Genomic DNA, 15,548 nt, shown 5'->3' on the forward strand with positions numbered 1-15,548 from the left:
TCGTGCCAGAGCCCGCACCGGTGACCCTGAAAGGCCTATTTGTAGAGATTCCCGTATTTGTTGCGGAGGTCGGCCCTCAGCACCTTCCCCATCGTGTTCCTCGGCAAGTCCGAATCGAACACCACCCTCTTGGGCAATTTGTATTTCGCAAGGCGGCAGTCGAGCGCCTGCAGAACCATGTCCTCAGTAACGGACGCACCGGCCTCCAGAACCACGACGGCCGTGACCGCCTCCCCGAAATCGGCATGCGGCAGGCCGATCACGGCGCTCTCGGTGACACCTTCCAGTCCGTCGATCTCGGTCTCGATCTCCTTCGGGTACACATTGTAGCCGCCGGTAATGACGAGATCCTTGTTGCGGCCGACAATCGACACATAGTTGCGATCGTCCACGATCCCGAGGTCCCCGGTGATGAAATAGCCGTCATCACGGAACTCGGCACGCGTCTTGTCAGGCATTCGCCAATAGCCCTTGAAGACGTTCGGGCCTTTCACCTCGATCATGCCAACTTCGTTGGCGGGCAACACCTCTCCCGTCTCCAGATTGGTGATGCGTACGCTGACGCCGGGCAGCGGGAATCCGACCGAGCCTGGAACGCGCTCGCCGTCATAGGGGTTCGACGTGATCATGTTCGTCTCGGTCATGCCGTAGCGCTCGAGGATGTGATGACCAGTGCGGCTCGTCCACTGGCGGTGCGTCTCGGCAAGCAATGGCGCCGAGCCGGAAATGAAGAGCCGTATATGGTTGGTGTTTTCCCGGTTGAGCCAAGGCTCCTTCACCAATCGCGTATAGAAGGTCGGCACGCCCATGAGCGTCGTCGCATTCGGCAGTTCCTTGCGGATCGCCTCGACACTGAACTTGGGCAGGAAGATCATCGACGCGCCTGCGAACAGGATGACGTTCGTGGCGACGAACAGCCCGTGGGTGTGAAAGATGGGCAGTGCGTGCAGCAGCACGTCCTCTTTCGAGAATTGCCAATACTCGACGAGGGTTCGAGCGTTCGAAGACAGGTTGGAGTGCGTCAGCATCGCGCCCTTGGAACGGCCCGTCGTGCCGGACGTGTACAGCATCGCCGCCAGGTCGCTCGCCTCGACGGCGGCGGTCGAATAGGTGTCGGCCACCTGCATTGCCAGTTCCGGCAGCGTGCCGTCCTGTTTCGCGCCGAGCGTGATGAGCGACGCAACGCCGAGCTTCTCGCAAAGCGGACTGAGCTCTGCGTATTTGGCAGGATCGCAGATGAAGATGTGCGGTGCCGCATCGCCGATGAAGTATTCGAGTTCGGCCGGCGTGTAGGCCGTATTGAGCGGCAGGAACGCTGCACCGACACGAAGACATGCAAGGTAGAGAACGATCGCCTCAGGCGACTTTTCGACCTGGGCCGCGACGCGATCTCCAATCACGACCCCCTTGTTGCGCAGGACATTGGCATAACGTCCCGAGAGCGCGAACAGTTCACCATAGTTGATGGCCCTGCCTTCCGCGGTTCGCATGAAAGGCGCATCCAGATCGGTAATCTGGGACTGAATCTGCGAGAAGAGGTTATGCGACATTATCTTCCGTGGGGTGGGGGTTTCGTGCTTGCCTGTAATCCCGTTACTCCAGGTAATAGTAAAGGGCGCCGCACACCACTTCGCATTGCCGGGCCGCGGAAATCTCGCGTGTACAACCCTATTGGTTTTCGAGTTCCGCCTCGATTTCTGCCCCCTGTCCTACCCGATTGACCGCCGCGCCATTGACGACGTGTCGGCCGGTAGCGCCTTCGAGCAATGTCGTGAGCGGGTCTGCGCCGGGCGTATAGCCACCCTGGCGCAGGATCTCTTCGACGATCGGACGCATTGCCTGCAGCTTCAGGAGTTGGCCCGCGATGCCGTCACCGAAGCCGAGCCCACCAGATCCGTCGGTGCCGTTCCCTAGCATTCCGCCGGTGTTGAGAATCCGAATGTCCCTTATGCTTGCGATCGGCTTGACGGCCTCGGCGATCGCGGCCGGGATGGTCTCCAGGCGCTTCTTGCCGAGCTCGAAATTGATGAAGTTCTCGCCGAGCTTGTTGCGGGCCTCGTTGTTCAACGTCGTGACGGCAGCCTCGGCCTCGCCCATGTCGCGCACGCCCTGGGCCTTGATCTTGTTGGCCTCGGCCTCGGCCGCTGCCAGCGTGCGGATTGCTTCGGACTTGTCGAGAGACGCCCTCTTCTCGGCCTCGGCCGCGACGACGACCTCGGTCGACTTCTTCTCGGCCTCCTTGCGAGCCGCGAGCACGGCAGTCTGGCGGTCGCGGTCGGCAATCTCCACGGCACCGGCGGTCACGACCTTCTCCTCGGCCGCCACGGCAAGCGCTTCGGCCGCCTTGGCCTCGGCGATCGCGTCGGACTGCTCGCGGCTCTTGTTGGCAATCGCGATCTCGTTCTCCTGCGTCGCAATCTGAAACTCGCGATCTGCGTCGGTGCGACGCTTGTTGACGGCAAGGTCGGATTCAATCACCGCGGTTTGCTCGATCTGCTTCGCGGCGGCCTGCTTCTGCGCCACCTTCTGCTCGGTCTCGATCCGGGCACCCTCCTCCATCAGCTTGGCCGTCTGCTGGGCTTGCGCCACCTCGGCACGCGTGCTCGCGGTTTTGTTGGCGATGTCGCGTTCCTGGCTGAGCTCGGCCTCCTTCTTCTCGCGCTCGATCGACAGCGTCTGCTGCCGGGCCTCGAGGTCCTTCTGTGCGATCGCCACCTCGTTGTCACGGATGATCGCATTGCGCTCCTGCTTGCGCGACTCGGTGATCCTCTTCAGGCTGGTCAGGCCTTCGGCATCGAAGAAATTCTCGGGGTTGAAGAAACCGAGGTCGGTCTGGTCCAGCTTTGTCAGCGATACCGACTCCAGCTCCAGACCGTTCGACTTCACGTCGGACTCGACAGCCAGCTGGACGTGCTTCACGAAATCGCTGCGCTTTTCCTGCAGCTCGAGAATCCCCATGGTCGCGGCAACCGAGCGCAAGCCGTCGACGAACTTCGCCTCGACCTGCTGCCTGAGCTTCTCGGCGTCGTTGGTGAGGTCACCCAACGTCTGTGCGGCCAGCGCGATGCTCTCGGCATCCGGCCGCACCCGTACATAGAACTCGGCGCCAATGTCGACGCGCAGGCGATCCTTCGTGATCAGCGAATCCTGCTTGCTGCGCTCGACCTGCAGGCGCAGCGTCTTCAGGTTCACGCGTGCGGTCGAGTGGAAGATCGGCAGCACGACAGCGCCGCCGTCGAGAATGACCTTCTTGCCCCCGAGCCCTGTTCGCACGAAGGCCTCGTCGCGCGTCGAGCGCCGGTAGAGTGTTGTGAATACGATGCCGATGACGACGATGAGCAGCACGCCCACCAGGGCGGGTATTGCAATATTGAACATGGGAGCCCCCCAATTCAGCTGTTGCCGGAAACCGTACTTGAAGCGAGATCGACTGGAGCGCCAATCGCAACGAAGCGCGTATCTTCCCGATCGACGAGCAGCACCGTTGCGCCTTGCGGCAAGGGGTCCGATTCAGGAGCGGCCGAGGCCGACACGAAGTGCACGTTGCCGTGAACGTCCTTCAATCGCACGCGGCCGGGAAGGCCATGGTCGAGCGGACCGACCACGACTTCGCCAATCCGGCCCACCAGGTCGGTGAGCTCGACCGCGTAGCTCTCGTCTTGCGGGATGATCCCGCCGACAAGATCGGTCGACCAGCGGACGAGGGGGAGTGCAGCGAGGAATGCGAGCGGCGCGGCGACGAACGCCGGCAACGGCCCGCCGAGGCTCCACGCCGCCTCCTGGATCACGAAACCCGACATCGCGAACATGCCAAGGAACAAGAGCACGAAGATCAGCAGCGGAACGCCACCAACGTTGAGCCACGAGATCACGTTGAGCAGGCCGTGATCGGGATGGCTGTCGAAGTCAATGGCCTTGCCGACCAGCTCGCTGAGCGAAAAGCCGACCAGCATAGTGGCCACTTCGGTCAGGCCGATGACGAGGATCATCACCGCCGCAACCGCGAACGGCTGGGCTTCCGGCGCCATGAAGTGCTCGAGAAGAGTCATCGGAGATACCGCCATCGGAACTGAGAATTGGACTTCAAGAACTGACCAAGCGCCGCATCTGCGTTCCGACGATCGCCCGCCGGACGTCAAACACGTCTTTAAAAACCATGAGGACGGCAGGATGAAAGACAATCATGTATAAGAATGTAGAGCTACCCTTTTACACTCTATAAGAGGTTTTCCCCAAAATTTTTCTATGAGCCGTGTCTAATGCAAAGCAGCGATACTTCGATACTGATTCGCCAATAGGCAAACTGAGCTGCGCGGCGGCTGCATCAGGTTACTTGCTTGCCGCTTTCGCCGAGCGAGCGCTGCTGGGGCGCGGTAAAGGAGCCGCGTCTTAGCGAACGCTTCGATTTAGTGGTCTCGAGGCCATTAAAGCTGCGGCTCTAGCTGACTCGGCCATTGAGGCCGGGCATGATGTCGGCCGGCAACCTGCAGAAGAGCGGCGCCGAAAGACGACCTCTTGGAAATCAATCTGTGAAGGCGGCCGCCGTCTACACGCTCTCGTCAAGAGCCTACGAGGGCCTTCCCGAACTGGAATACCGGTTCCTCGATCGCGACATTCTCGTCACCGCCTGCGGCCGCATCTGCATGCATCGAAAGAAGATCAACATCTCCACCGTGCTCGCCGGTCAGAGGCTCGGCATCAAGGAAGTCGACGACGGCATTTGGCTCGTCTCCTTCATGCACTATGATCTCGGATATATCGACTTGGAACAGAGGACCTTGCAGACCATCGACAACCCGTTCGGCACGAGGTTGTCACCCACGTCTTAGGTACAAACTGTTACCCATGTCTCCGGGTCGGACACATGTCCGGTGTGGTGAGCGCACTGGGACTCGAACCCAGGACCTACTGATTAAAAGTCAGTTGCTCTACCGGCTGAGCTATGCGCTCCCGCGGGCGAAAAGGCCGCCCCCGAAATTGGCGCGGAACATAGGGAGAGAGGTTCATCCGGTCAACCGCAAATCCAAAGCCATCCAGCCTCTATTTGCCGCGGAGAAACATCGCCTTCTCTTGTCCGCTCCTCCCATGGCTGTCCCAGCCGGCCGGATCGCGCCGCCCTCGATCCGTCGGCCGACGCATTCCGTCGGCGTAGCCTGCCAACCCGTTCAATTCCCAAGCAAGCGGACGTGATCCAGAAGTGACGGAACTCCCTTGTTTTGCGGCACGTTGCCGCAATCGGACCGACGACCACCATACGTGAGGAGAATGATAATGAAGCCTTTGTCAGGTCTCGTTGCGGCGTCGCTCGCCGCGTCATTCGCAGCTGCATCCGCGCTGCCCCTCAACGCGGCTCCTCTTTCAATGCCGCAACCAGCAACGGCGGTAACCGACCTTACAATGGTCCAGTACGAGCAGAATTGGAAAGCCTTGCCGCCGATCTTCGGCGCCGCCCCCAAGGACATCCAGCTGCAAGGAGACATTGCATATTACAACGGGTATCGCGGTTATCGTTATAAGCGCGAGGGGTATATCGAGCATGAGGGATGGTGGTTCCCGGCTGCGGCATTCCCCGACCGCACTACGACGGGCTCGATCAGGAGGGCGCCACTCTCCAGGGCACACGTCGACTGGTGCATGGCCCACTTCCAAACCTACCGCCCGGCCGACAACACCTATTCGCCGCCGCGTGGCCCGCGCAAAGAGTGCGTCTCACCTTACATGTGAGGGTGCGTGCCTCGGCAACAGGTTGAGGTCTGGTCATGTATCTCTAATGAACCGCGCCAACCCTGGCGCGGGTCCGCCAGTTTCCGTTCGGTCCTTCTCCGACCTGAGCCAAAGCTCTGCGCCGGCTATCGGCCGTTCTCGCGGAGTCCAATAATCGGTGCCTTGCAGCGAGACCAAGTTTTCTGCGGTACGTTCCCGACGCAACCTCCGTCTTGAAGCAAGGCCACGCGCGAACAACTGCGCGGGCGTGCGGCACCTGAAAGTTGCAGCGTCCATCCATCTATCCCCAATCGCCAGTCCGGGCGCGGCTCCGAGTGCCGTTCTGTTCGATCCTGGTCCGACCTGTCGAAGTTCGCCGTATTTTCACATCTGAGCAAAGTTCGGAATGGCAATTTCCATTTTAATCAATGACTTATGGCCTCGCGTTACTTTTGATAATTCGCCCGGGCCATGCTCCTCTGCCGGCTCTCGGCTGTTTTCCGCTTCCAACAATGAGTGAACTTAACATCGGAACCAATCTTCGCTGGAGGGCGTTGCCACAACGATTACTCCAAGTTGAAGGAGGCTAACGATGAAGAAGATGGTCCTATCCGGCCTGATGGCCACAGCCTTGGCAGCATCGTTCGCAATCGCGAGCGGTGGGCCGGCAAACGCGGCGCCGGTCTATGTGTCGCCATCCGTGCAGGCGAAATCGTCGATGGATGTTCAGAAGGTCCAATACAGGCGGGAATGGCGTGACGGGTACTGGCAGTACCGGCATCACCTCCGCCGGGATCGGTGGGAAAGGCGGCATGCGTGGCGGGCTCGCCAAGCGAACCGCTGGGCAATGCGGCAGGAGTGGCACCGCCGCCACTATTATGACGACTACTATCGTCCCCACTACCGCTATCACCACCGCCCAGGGATAAGCCTGTATTTCTCAAACTGACAGGTAAAACTGGCGACAACGCCTAAGGTTGCGTCCGCGCCGGAAGCAAGATCCCCGACGGGTTGTGGGGCGAACAACGGCGCGGGCGCTATCGTTTCTCCGCACAGGAAGCAGCGCATTGCCGTATAGCTAAGACTAGGGGGGAATAGCGAATAGCGAATAGTTGCTAGATATTCCCCTACTCGCTATTCGCTATTCCCTATTCGCTGCTTTCTCACATCAACGTTCGCCGCACCGCCTCGTGCCAGCCCGCTAGCTTGCGCTTGCGCGTGACCTCGTCCATCGCCGGCTTGAAGCGGCGTTCGAGCGACCAGGATTTCGCGAAATCCTGCGCCTTCGGCCACACGCCTGCCCGCGAGCCGGCGAGCCAGGCGGCGCCCAGTGCCGTCGTCTCGAGAATCGCCGGCCGGTCGACCGGCGCATCGAGAATGTCGGCGAGCCGCTGCATGGTCCAGTCCGATGCAACCATGCCGCCGTCGACGCGCAGCACCGTCTTCGCGGACGCGACTTTCCAATCCTTTTTCATCGCGTCGAGGAGGTCCCTCGTCTGAAAGGCGACCGATTCCAGCGCGGCACGCGCGAACTCGGCCGGGCCGGAGTTGCGGGTAAGACCATAGATCGCGCCGCGCGCCTCGGCATCCCAGTGCGGAGCGCCGAGCCCGACGAAAGCTGGCACCAGGTAGACGGCCTGGCTCTCGTCCGCCTCGGCCGCGAGCTCGCCGCTGTGCTCGGCCTTGCCTATGACCTTGATCCCGTCGCGCAACCACTGCACGGCGGCACCCGCCACGAAGATCGAGCCTTCGAGCGCATAGGTCGTCTTGCCGTCGAGCCGATAGGCGATGGTGCTGAGCAGTCGGTTTTTCGAGCGCACGAGGTCGGCGCCGGTATTGAGCAGCGCGAAGCAACCGGTGCCGTAGGTCGATTTCATCATGCCCGGCAGGAAGCAGGCTTGGCCGATGGTGGCCGCCTGCTGATCGCCGGCGACGCCCAGGATCGGGATTTCCGCTCCGAATAACGATTTTTCGGTGAAGCCGAAATCGGCCGCGCAATCTTTCACTTCCGGCAGCAGCGTAGCCGGTATGCGCAGGATGTCCAGCAATTCGGCATCCCATTCGTTGCGGACGATATTGTAGACCAGCGTGCGCGATGCATTGGTGGCATCGGTCGCATGGACCTTGCCGCCCGTGAGCCGCCAGATCAGGAAGCTGTCGATCGTGCCGGCGATGAGCTCTCCGCTTGCGGCACGCTTGCGTGCGCCCTTCACTCGGTCGAGCAGCCAGGCGATCTTCGTGCCGGAGAAGTAAGGGTCGAGCAGCAGGCCGGTCTTTTGCGAGAACTTTCGCTCCAGCCCCTGTTTCCTGAGCTTCTGGCAGAGCGCAGAGGTGCGCCGGTCTTGCCAGACGATGGCGTTGTGGATCGGTTTGCCGGTCACCTTGTCCCAGATGACGACCGTCTCGCGCTGGTTCGTAATCCCGATAGCCGCAATGTCGGAGGCTGAGAGATGCGCAACCCTCAGCGCCTGCTTGCAGGTCGTCACCACGCTCTGCCAGATGTCCTCGGGATCGTGCTCGACCCAGCCGGACGCGGGAAAGTGCTGTCTGAATTCCTTTTGGCCGGTTCCGACCACCTTCATTGACTGATCGAAGATGATCGCACGGCTCGACGTCGTACCCTGGTCGATTGCCAGGATGAAACCACTCATATTTCCCCTCTCATCATGCAAAAAAGGACGGCCGGAGTGGCGTTCGCCCAAAGTTGAATCACGCCTCCTCCCAGGCTATGCCGACCATCTATTCCGCTGCCGCGCTGTGCGGGTCCGCCCTCAAAGCAGTCATGAACTCATCGAGACCTGCGGCCTCCTGCCGGTTGAGCCGCAAGCCGCGCTTAGTGCGCCGCCACAGCACATCCTCCGCGGTCGCCGCCCATTCATGCGCCATGAGATAGCGGACCTCCGCCTCGTAGAGATCCGCTCCAAAGCGCCGGCCGAGATCCGCCTCCGACTTGGCGAGCCCGAGCAGCACCCGCGCCTTTGTGCCATACAGCCGGGCAAGCCGGCGCGCGAGTTTCATGTCGAGAAAAGGATAAGAGCGCTTGAGGCCGCCGACCTCTTCCTCGAATCCGGTTACCGAAAAATCGCCGCCCGGCAGCGCGGCATGCGCAGTCCACGGCCTGCCCCTTCGCCCGAGAAGGTCCTCGATCTTCTCCAGCATCTGCTCGGAAAGTCGGCGATAGGTCGTGATCTTGCCACCGAATATGTTGACGAGCGGCATGCCGCCGCGCGTATCGACCTTCAGCACATAATCGCGCGTCGCCTCCTGCGCCTTCGAGGCGCCGTCGTCATAGAGCGGGCGCACGCCGGAATAGGTCCAGACGATGTCGTCAGGCCGCACTGGATTGGAGAAATACTCGCTCGCCGCATCGCAGAGATAGCGGATCTCGGCCTCGCTGATGACGACCTTCGTCGGATCGCCGTCATAGTCCTGGTCGGTCGTGCCGACGAGCGTGAAATCGTCCTCGTAAGGAATAGCGAAGATGATGCGCCCGTCTTTGTTCTGGAAGAAATAGGCGCGCGGATCTTCGAATTTCTTCGGCACGACGATATGGCTGCCCCTGACCAGGCGGACATTGTGCACGTGGTCGTGACCGAGCGCGCCCGCTAGCACATGATCGACCCAAGGGCCGGCTGCATTCACGATCATGCGCGCGCGCACCTGCTCGATCTCGCCGCTCCAGACGTCTTCGACGTCCACAAGCCAATGATCGCCCTCCGTCCGGGCGCTGACAACCTTGGCGCGAGTACGAATGACTGCTCCGCGGTCGGCCGCATCGCGCGCATTGAGCACGACCAGGCGCGCATCGTTCACCCAGCAATCCGAATACTCGAAAGCCTTCGAGAAAAGCGGTTTCAGCGGCTTCCCGGCTGGGTCTTCGCTCATGTCGAGCGTCCTGGTCTTAGGCAGGAGTTTGCGGCCGCCGATGTGATCGTAGAGGAAAAGGCCGAGCCTGAGCAGCCAGGCAGGCCGCAGCCCCTCGGCATAAGGCAGCACGAAACGCAAAGGCCAGATGATGTGCGGCGCCATCCGCCACAGCACTTCGCGCTCCTTCAGCGCCTCCCGCACCAGCCGAAACTCGTAGTGTTCGAGATAGCGCAGCCCGCCGTGAATCAGCTTGGTCGAACCAGACGAGGTGCCGCTCGCCAGGTCGTCCATCTCGGCGAGATAAACCGAAAAGCCACGGCCGGCTGCATCACGAGCGATTCCGCAGCCATTGATGCCGCCGCCTATGATGAAAATGTCATGGATCGTGGACTGATCCACTGGGGCGCCTCCCGCGCCTTCGCACTGCAGAATTATCGTAGTCAGTCGAAAGCCGCTCGGAATTATTTCGAACGCATATCGAATGTCAAACGAAATTCGAATCTGGCCGGGCTCATGCCTTCAGGCGTGCTACTTGGCTGCGGTCTCGATCAGTTCCACTTCGTTGTCCAGGCAAATCCGCCTCACGGTAGCGATGTCGCAGCGGTCAGTAATGAAGGTATCGACCTGGCTGAGATGGCCGATGCGCACAGGTGCGGTGCGCTCGAACTTTGTGGAATCAGAGACAAGGATCACTTGTCTGGCATTGGCGATGATTGCCTGCGCCACCTTCACTTCGCGGAAGTCGAAGTCGAGCAGCGCACCATCGTGGTCAATCGCGGAAACGCCGATCACGGCGTAGTCGACCTTGAACTGTTTGATGAAGTCGACAGCAGCCTCGCCGACGATGCCCCCATCAGAGCCGCGCACAACCCCGCCGGCGATCACGACCTCGAAGCTAGGAAGAACCCGCATCCTGTTGGCAACATTGATGTTATTGGTAATGACCATGAGCCCGTTATGGTCGAGCAACGCCTCGCTGACCGCTTCGGTCGTGGTGCCGATATTGATGAAGAGGGAGGCATTGTCGGGGATCAGCCGGGCGGCGGCACGGCCGATCGCCCTCTTCTCTTCGGCTGCGATCTTGCGCCGTGATTCATATTCCATGTTCTCGATGCCGGAGGGGAACAGCGCCCCGCCGTGGATGCGCGTCAGCAGTCGCTGCTCGCAGAGATCATTGAGATCCTTGCGGATCGTCTGCGGCGTTACATCGAAATGTGCGGCAAGATCGTCGACCAGCACGCGCCCATTATCCTTCGCCATCTGAATGATCTGCGAATGCCGCGGCGACAGAAACATGTGAGGCCCCTGGTTTTCGTTTTCGCGCCTTATAGAGCAAAACGAAAACCAAGAGAAGCTTGGAATGGAAGGTAGCCCAGCTGGATTCCGGTACTTTCGGCCGATGGGCGCGTTCGTTCCGCGCCCTTCACGAAAACGGAAGACACATTGAACAGACGAAACCCACTCCTGTGGCTACACTGGCCATCATAGTTCGTCAGGCAAGGTCTGGGTCCATGGCGGACTAGCTGACCAATTGCATGAGCCAGCCAGCAAGCAGCTGAAGCAAGCCTCCGCCAAGACAGACACTTGCCGGTTGGCTTGATTAGTCGCCAAGGCGGTGCGGCCCCTCATCGGGTCGGCCGATATGTCATGACGCCAGCGCAAACCCGAATCTCTCCGCCAATCGAACGAGATCGGCCTGGCGATTGACGCCCGTTTTGGTGAAGACACGCCTCAGCTGGACGCGCGCAGTCTGGTATGAAATTCCAGCGTTGTCAGCGATCTCACGCAGCGTTTGGCCGGCAGCGATTCCGGCAAAGATACGATGCTCGGCAGCCGTCAGGTCGAATGCAGGGCCGACCGCCTGCGCATTCGAGCGTGGAGGATGCGCTGGATCGATCAGGACAAGGACGGTCGGCCCCTCGAAGAAAGCCGCGGCCTTGTCCTTGCCGACGCGGATGAAGGTCAGGCGCACCGGCCCGCGGCTGCCCGCGGCGACCACATCGCTGACGTGAGGCCGCTCGAGCGTACGATCCGTCATCGCGGTGATGACTTCGTCGACGGCTGCCTTCGAACTACGCAACTTTCCTGTCGCGGAGACGCTCAGTCCGACCCCTTCCTCCATCATTCGCGCCGCCGCGGGTGTCATTGTCCTCACCCGCCCCCCGTCGCCCAACATCAACAGCCCGATGTCAAGCACTGACAATGCTGCTTCGGCCACGTCCGTGACGGTCCGGTCATGCGGAGCCCGGCTATAATATTCGAAAGTCCGCCTGAGGTGGGGGGCAAGCCGGGTCAGCCGCTCGGCTTCGGCCATATTGGAATCGGGATCGGCACGAGACGTCACCGTGCTCAGCATGAACGAGACACCCCGGTCGCGGATGATCGTCACCCCGACCGCACTTTCCATGCCATTCTTCCTGGCGAAATCATTATAATATTCGGTGCGAACGAACTCTGCTCTCGGTAGCATCTGTTCGGCGACGACACCGCGCCCGACCGGTCGCACCGCCGCCTTGGTCATCCACGGATTGATGCTGGAAAAATAGCTGGCGTAGGCATCGAGTGCGCTTGGTTCGATACCGCCCGAAAGCGAGAAAGCGCCCTTCCGCCGATTGGCATCGTGGAAGAACAGAGTGCTGCCGCCGCCGGGCAATGTCCTGCTCAGCTTGCCAAGGAAATCCTGCCAGGACGTCTCGCCGAGCAAGGCGCCGTAGATGAGATCGATAAGCGCATCGTCCCCATGCATCGCAGACCGGCTCTCCTGGAAACCGCGCCGTCTAATCGATTGAACTTTCGTCGCTTTGAAGGTGGCTTTGCAAGCACTTTTCAGAGCGATGCGCCCGGCGAACCGGAAATCAGCCTGCAGCGATCTCGGTGATCACCTCATAGGCCAACGCGACGTCCCGCTCCTCCGTCTCGAACTGCCCGGCCTGGAAGCGGATCGCGACACGGCCGTCGACCCGGGTCTGCGTGAGGTAGATGCGGCCGTCTTCGTTGATTGCGCCTACCAGCGCGAGGTTGTGCTCATCGGCATCCACGCCTGGTGGCGGCTTGTGCCGGAACGAAAACAGCGACAGCACCGGCTCCGAGACGATCTCGAAATCCGCATGGGCGCGCAGCCTTTCGGCAAGCTTCCCGCTCCAGGCGACGTGATTGCGGATCATCTGCCGCAATCCTTCGAGGCCGTGCGCTCTAAGCAGGAACCAGAGCTTCAACGCGCGGAACCGCCGGCCGAGCGGCACAGTCCATTCCGAATAGTTGATGATGCCGTCGCGGCCATGCGTCTTCAGATACTCCGGCTTGATTGCGAGCGTCCTCACCAGGCTGTCAGGGTTGCGCACCAGATGAACGGAGCAGTCGAACTGCGCCCCGAGCCACTTGTGCGGGTTGAAGACGATCGAATCCGCCTGCTCCGCGCCCGCCCAGTAGTGCCGGAACTCGGGGCAGATCATGGCGGCGCCAGCCCAGGCGGCGTCGACATGGAGGTAAAGACCTTGACGGCCCGCGATCTCTGCGACTGCCGCGACATCGTCTGTTCCGCCGACGCTGGTGCCGCCGACCGATGCGACGACGCCGGCCGGGAGTAGTCCGGCGGCGCGATCCCGTATGACCACCGCTTCGAGTTCAGCAGGGTCCATGCCGCGCAGTTTCCCCTTGCCCGGCAGCTTCACGAGATTCTCTTCGCCGATGCCGGCAACCCAGATCGCGCGGTCGATCGAGGTGTGGACCTGGTCCGAGCAATACACCCTGGGCGCCTTCTGTCCGGCGAGCCCTTTGCGGTTGCCGGCCCAGGCGAGCGCGCGCTCACGCATCGTCAGCACCGCGGCGAGCGTCGCCGACGAGGCAGAGTCCTGGATCACGCCGGAGAAACCGTCGGGCAGTCCGAGAGCCTGCCGCAGCCAGTCGATCATCCTGGTCTCGAGCTCGGTTGCCGCAGGTGAGGTCTGCCAGAGCATGCACTGCGCCGCCATCGCGGACACGAGATACTCTGCAACGACTGAGACCGGCGCGGCATTGGCCGCGAAATAGGCGAAGAAGCGTGGATGCTGCCAATGCGTCATGCCCGGCACGATCGTCTTTTCAAAATCCGCGAAAATCTCGGCCATCGGTTCCGCCCTCTCGGGCGGCGAGGCGGCAATTGCCGCGGCAATGTCGCCGGGGGCGGTCTTGGCCCTGACCGGCCGTTCGCGCAGCCCCGCGCGGTAGTCGGCACCCCACTCGGCCGCTTTGTGCGACCAGTCGCGGAACTCCTGCCAATCCATCGAACTCCCTCCCGGTAGTGCAAAGGCCGCACCGTTGTGATCGGCGATGGGTGCTACAACGCAATTCCAAGAAATGGGAATCCGTTGCGGCCGAAATCAGGCAGATAGCGATCCCAGCTGAAGCCCGGCGGAGAAGCTTCTCAAACAGTCATTCAGGAAAATCCGGCAGGCTCTTGAAAGCGTTCTTCAAGGCGTCCGACCAGCCTTCGGAGATGGTCCGGTAATATGGATCGTCGCGGTCGATGCGCTTCTTCAGCCCTGGCTTCAGAGTGTCCTTTTCATAGAAGAAGAGATCGATCGGCAGGCCGACCGAGAGGTTCGACTTTAGCGTCGAATCGAAGGATACGAGCAGCAGCTTTACAGTCTCGGCGAAGCTCATCGTGCGATCATAGGCGCGTATGATGATCGGCTTGCCGTACTTCGTCTCGCCGATTTGGAAAAACGGCGTATCATCGCTGGCCTCGATGAAATTGCCTTCCGGATAGATCATGAAGAGGCGTGGCTCGGAGCCACGGATCTGACCGCCGACGATGAACGAGGCATTGAAATAGGATTCTGCGGTCTGGCCCTCCGGCGCCGAGCTTGCGATCACCTCCCTCAAAGTGTTCCCGACAAGCCGCGCCGCCTGGTACATCGAGGGCGTCTCGAGCAGCGTCGGCGTGCGCTCCGATATGGCTTTCGTGCGCTCGTCGAGCAGGCTCACCACCGACTGAGTGGTGGCGAGGTTGCCTGCAGCCAGCAGCACGATCACCCGCTCGCCGGGTTCCGACCAGACATGCATCTTTCGGAAGGTCGAGATGGAATCGACGCCGGCATTCGTGCGCGTGTCCGACATGAACACCAGCCCATCGTCAATCCTCAGGCCCACGCAATAGGTCATCTGGCAACTTCGCAGAATCGTCCACTCTACGGCTCGCAGGATTACTGCTCCACTGTAATGCGGACCGCAAGCTGCTCCGAGGCTTGCCCCAGCCGAATTCCGGAAACGGGCATGGCGTCGCGATAATCGCGGCCGGTCGCGATCCGCACATAGTTCTCATCCGGCGAGATTCCATTGGCGACGTCGAAGCCGACCCAACCCAGCGCTTCGACATGTGCTTCTGCCCAGGCGTGGCTTGCCGCCTGCTCGGCGACGCCGTCGACCATCAGATAGCCGCTCACATAGCGCGCCGGGAAGCCGTTCAGCCGCGCGGCCGAGATGAAGATATGGGCATGGTCCTGGCAAACGCCGCGGCCCTTCGAAAGCGCCTCCTCTGCAGCGGTGTCGCTGTCCGTCGTACCGACGGCATAGGCGACGCGCTCGCGGATTGCCGCCATCAGCCTATGGAGGCAGTCAAGATCGGATCCCTCGGCAACCGTCGCGGCGAGCGCCTCAATAGCCTCGCTCGGTGCCGTCAGCGGCGTGTCGCGCAGATACAGCCACAGCGGCGCGAAGCCGCGCTGCGGACCCGCCATGCCAGCTTTATTGACGGTCTCAACCTCGCCGGTCACCTCGATACCGATCGCATGCGGCTCGCCTTCGACGCTGATCAGCCGCGTGTCATTGCCGAAATGATCGATGAAGCGCACCTCTTCCTTGGCCCCTGCGATCGACAACGACCAGGAGCGGACGATCTGCAGCGGGCCGCTCAGCGGAAAAAGCCGCAGTCGCTGCAATGCATAAGAAAGCGGTCGGTCGTAGCTGTACTCGGTGCGGTGGTTGATCTTCAACCACAT

General features: G+C 61.3%; 12 protein-coding genes, 1 tRNA gene and 1 pseudogene. 3 read left to right on the forward strand and 11 right to left on the reverse strand.

Going from position 1 to position 15,548, the window contains the following annotated elements; translation table 11 throughout:
* Positions 1-35: 35 nt before the first annotated feature.
* From SAZ10_RS15130 to SAZ10_RS15140, 3 genes are all read right to left on the reverse strand, one after another.
* The gene (locus SAZ10_RS15130) at positions 36-1,550 is read right to left on the reverse strand and encodes a malonyl-CoA synthase (protein WP_318610072.1); all 1,515 of its coding nucleotides are present in this window, start codon (positions 1,548-1,550) and stop codon (positions 36-38) included.
* A gap of 118 nt (positions 1,551-1,668) precedes the next feature.
* Positions 1,669-3,378, reverse strand: a complete 1,710-nt coding sequence (locus tag SAZ10_RS15135) for a flotillin family protein (protein WP_318610073.1) — start codon at positions 3,376-3,378, stop codon at positions 1,669-1,671.
* Between the two features lie 14 nt (positions 3,379-3,392).
* Complete coding sequence (locus tag SAZ10_RS15140; protein WP_318610074.1) at positions 3,393-4,049, reverse strand: OB-fold-containig protein; 657 nt, start codon at positions 4,047-4,049, stop codon at positions 3,393-3,395.
* 489 nt (positions 4,050-4,538) lie between these two features.
* On the opposite strand from SAZ10_RS15140, the pseudogene SAZ10_RS15145 reads away from it, so the two are divergent.
* Positions 4,539-4,829, forward strand: a pseudogene (locus SAZ10_RS15145) (IS481 family transposase); the annotation flags it as partial.
* Positions 4,830-4,874: 45 nt separating this feature from the next.
* On the opposite strand, the gene SAZ10_RS15150 reads toward SAZ10_RS15145, so the two are convergent.
* Positions 4,875-4,950: transfer RNA gene (locus SAZ10_RS15150), tRNA-Lys, on the reverse strand.
* 321 nt (positions 4,951-5,271) lie between these two features.
* Here SAZ10_RS15150 and SAZ10_RS15155 point away from each other — a divergent pair.
* Positions 5,272-5,724 carry a BA14K family protein gene (locus SAZ10_RS15155; protein ID WP_318610076.1) on the forward strand — a complete coding sequence of 151 codons (453 nt, stop codon included), beginning with the start codon at positions 5,272-5,274 and terminating at the stop codon, positions 5,722-5,724.
* 571 nt (positions 5,725-6,295) lie between these two features.
* The gene (locus SAZ10_RS15160; protein WP_318610077.1) at positions 6,296-6,652 is read left to right on the forward strand and encodes a hypothetical protein; all 357 of its coding nucleotides are present in this window, start codon (positions 6,296-6,298) and stop codon (positions 6,650-6,652) included.
* Positions 6,653-6,866: 214 nt separating this feature from the next.
* Here SAZ10_RS15160 and glpK read toward each other — a convergent pair whose 3' ends face one another.
* The 7 genes from glpK to SAZ10_RS15195 all read right to left on the reverse strand — a co-directional run bounded on the left by glpK (position 6,867) and on the right by SAZ10_RS15195 (position 15,548).
* Entirely contained in the window at positions 6,867-8,354 is a 1,488-nt protein-coding gene (glpK, locus tag SAZ10_RS15165) for a glycerol kinase GlpK (protein ID WP_318610078.1), read from the reverse strand.
* Between the two features lie 88 nt (positions 8,355-8,442).
* On the reverse strand, positions 8,443-9,969 hold the full coding sequence (gene glpD / locus SAZ10_RS15170) for a glycerol-3-phosphate dehydrogenase (protein ID WP_318610079.1): 1,527 nt from the start codon (positions 9,967-9,969) through the stop codon (positions 8,443-8,445).
* 129 nt (positions 9,970-10,098) lie between these two features.
* Complete coding sequence (locus SAZ10_RS15175) at positions 10,099-10,866, reverse strand: DeoR/GlpR family DNA-binding transcription regulator (protein ID WP_318610080.1); 768 nt, start codon at positions 10,864-10,866, stop codon at positions 10,099-10,101.
* Positions 10,867-11,215: 349 nt separating this feature from the next.
* Positions 11,216-12,316, reverse strand: a complete 1,101-nt coding sequence (locus SAZ10_RS15180) for a helix-turn-helix transcriptional regulator (RefSeq protein WP_318610081.1) — start codon at positions 12,314-12,316, stop codon at positions 11,216-11,218.
* A 109-nt stretch (positions 12,317-12,425) separates the two neighbouring features.
* Positions 12,426-13,832, reverse strand: coding sequence for an aspartate aminotransferase family protein (locus SAZ10_RS15185; RefSeq protein WP_318610082.1), 1,407 nt, complete (start codon positions 13,830-13,832; stop codon positions 12,426-12,428).
* Between the two features lie 148 nt (positions 13,833-13,980).
* Positions 13,981-14,712, reverse strand: coding sequence for a proteasome-type protease (locus tag SAZ10_RS15190; protein WP_318610083.1), 732 nt, complete (start codon positions 14,710-14,712; stop codon positions 13,981-13,983).
* A 41-nt stretch (positions 14,713-14,753) separates the two neighbouring features.
* On the reverse strand, positions 14,754-15,548 hold the full coding sequence (locus tag SAZ10_RS15195) for a transglutaminase family protein (protein WP_318610137.1): 795 nt from the start codon (positions 15,546-15,548) through the stop codon (positions 14,754-14,756).

Source organism: Mesorhizobium sp. BAC0120 (genome assembly GCF_033542235.1).
GTDB lineage: Bacteria > Pseudomonadota > Alphaproteobacteria > Rhizobiales > Rhizobiaceae > JAWRCU01.

Excerpts from the sequence above, each read along its gene's own strand:
- SAZ10_RS15130 (WP_318610072.1), bottom strand. The coding sequence starts at position 1,550 with ATGTCGCATAACCTCTTCTCGCAGATTCAGTCCCAGATTACCGATCTG.
- SAZ10_RS15135 (WP_318610073.1), bottom strand. The coding sequence starts at position 3,378 with ATGTTCAATATTGCAATACCCGCCCTGGTGGGCGTGCTGCTCATCGTC.
- SAZ10_RS15140 (WP_318610074.1), bottom strand. The coding sequence starts at position 4,049 with ATGACTCTTCTCGAGCACTTCATGGCGCCGGAAGCCCAGCCGTTCGCG.
- SAZ10_RS15155 (WP_318610076.1), top strand. The coding sequence starts at position 5,272 with ATGAAGCCTTTGTCAGGTCTCGTTGCGGCGTCGCTCGCCGCGTCATTC.
- SAZ10_RS15160 (WP_318610077.1), top strand. The coding sequence starts at position 6,296 with ATGAAGAAGATGGTCCTATCCGGCCTGATGGCCACAGCCTTGGCAGCA.
- glpK (WP_318610078.1), bottom strand. The coding sequence starts at position 8,354 with ATGAGTGGTTTCATCCTGGCAATCGACCAGGGTACGACGTCGAGCCGT.
- SAZ10_RS15175 (WP_318610080.1), bottom strand. The coding sequence starts at position 10,866 with ATGTTTCTGTCGCCGCGGCATTCGCAGATCATTCAGATGGCGAAGGAT.
- SAZ10_RS15180 (WP_318610081.1), bottom strand. The coding sequence starts at position 12,316 with ATGCATGGGGACGATGCGCTTATCGATCTCATCTACGGCGCCTTGCTC.
- SAZ10_RS15185 (WP_318610082.1), bottom strand. The coding sequence starts at position 13,832 with ATGGATTGGCAGGAGTTCCGCGACTGGTCGCACAAAGCGGCCGAGTGG.
- SAZ10_RS15190 (WP_318610083.1), bottom strand. The coding sequence starts at position 14,712 with ATGACCTATTGCGTGGGCCTGAGGATTGACGATGGGCTGGTGTTCATG.
- SAZ10_RS15195 (WP_318610137.1), bottom strand. The coding sequence starts at position 15,548 with ATGTGGTTGAAGATCAACCACCGCACCGAGTACAGCTACGACCGACCG.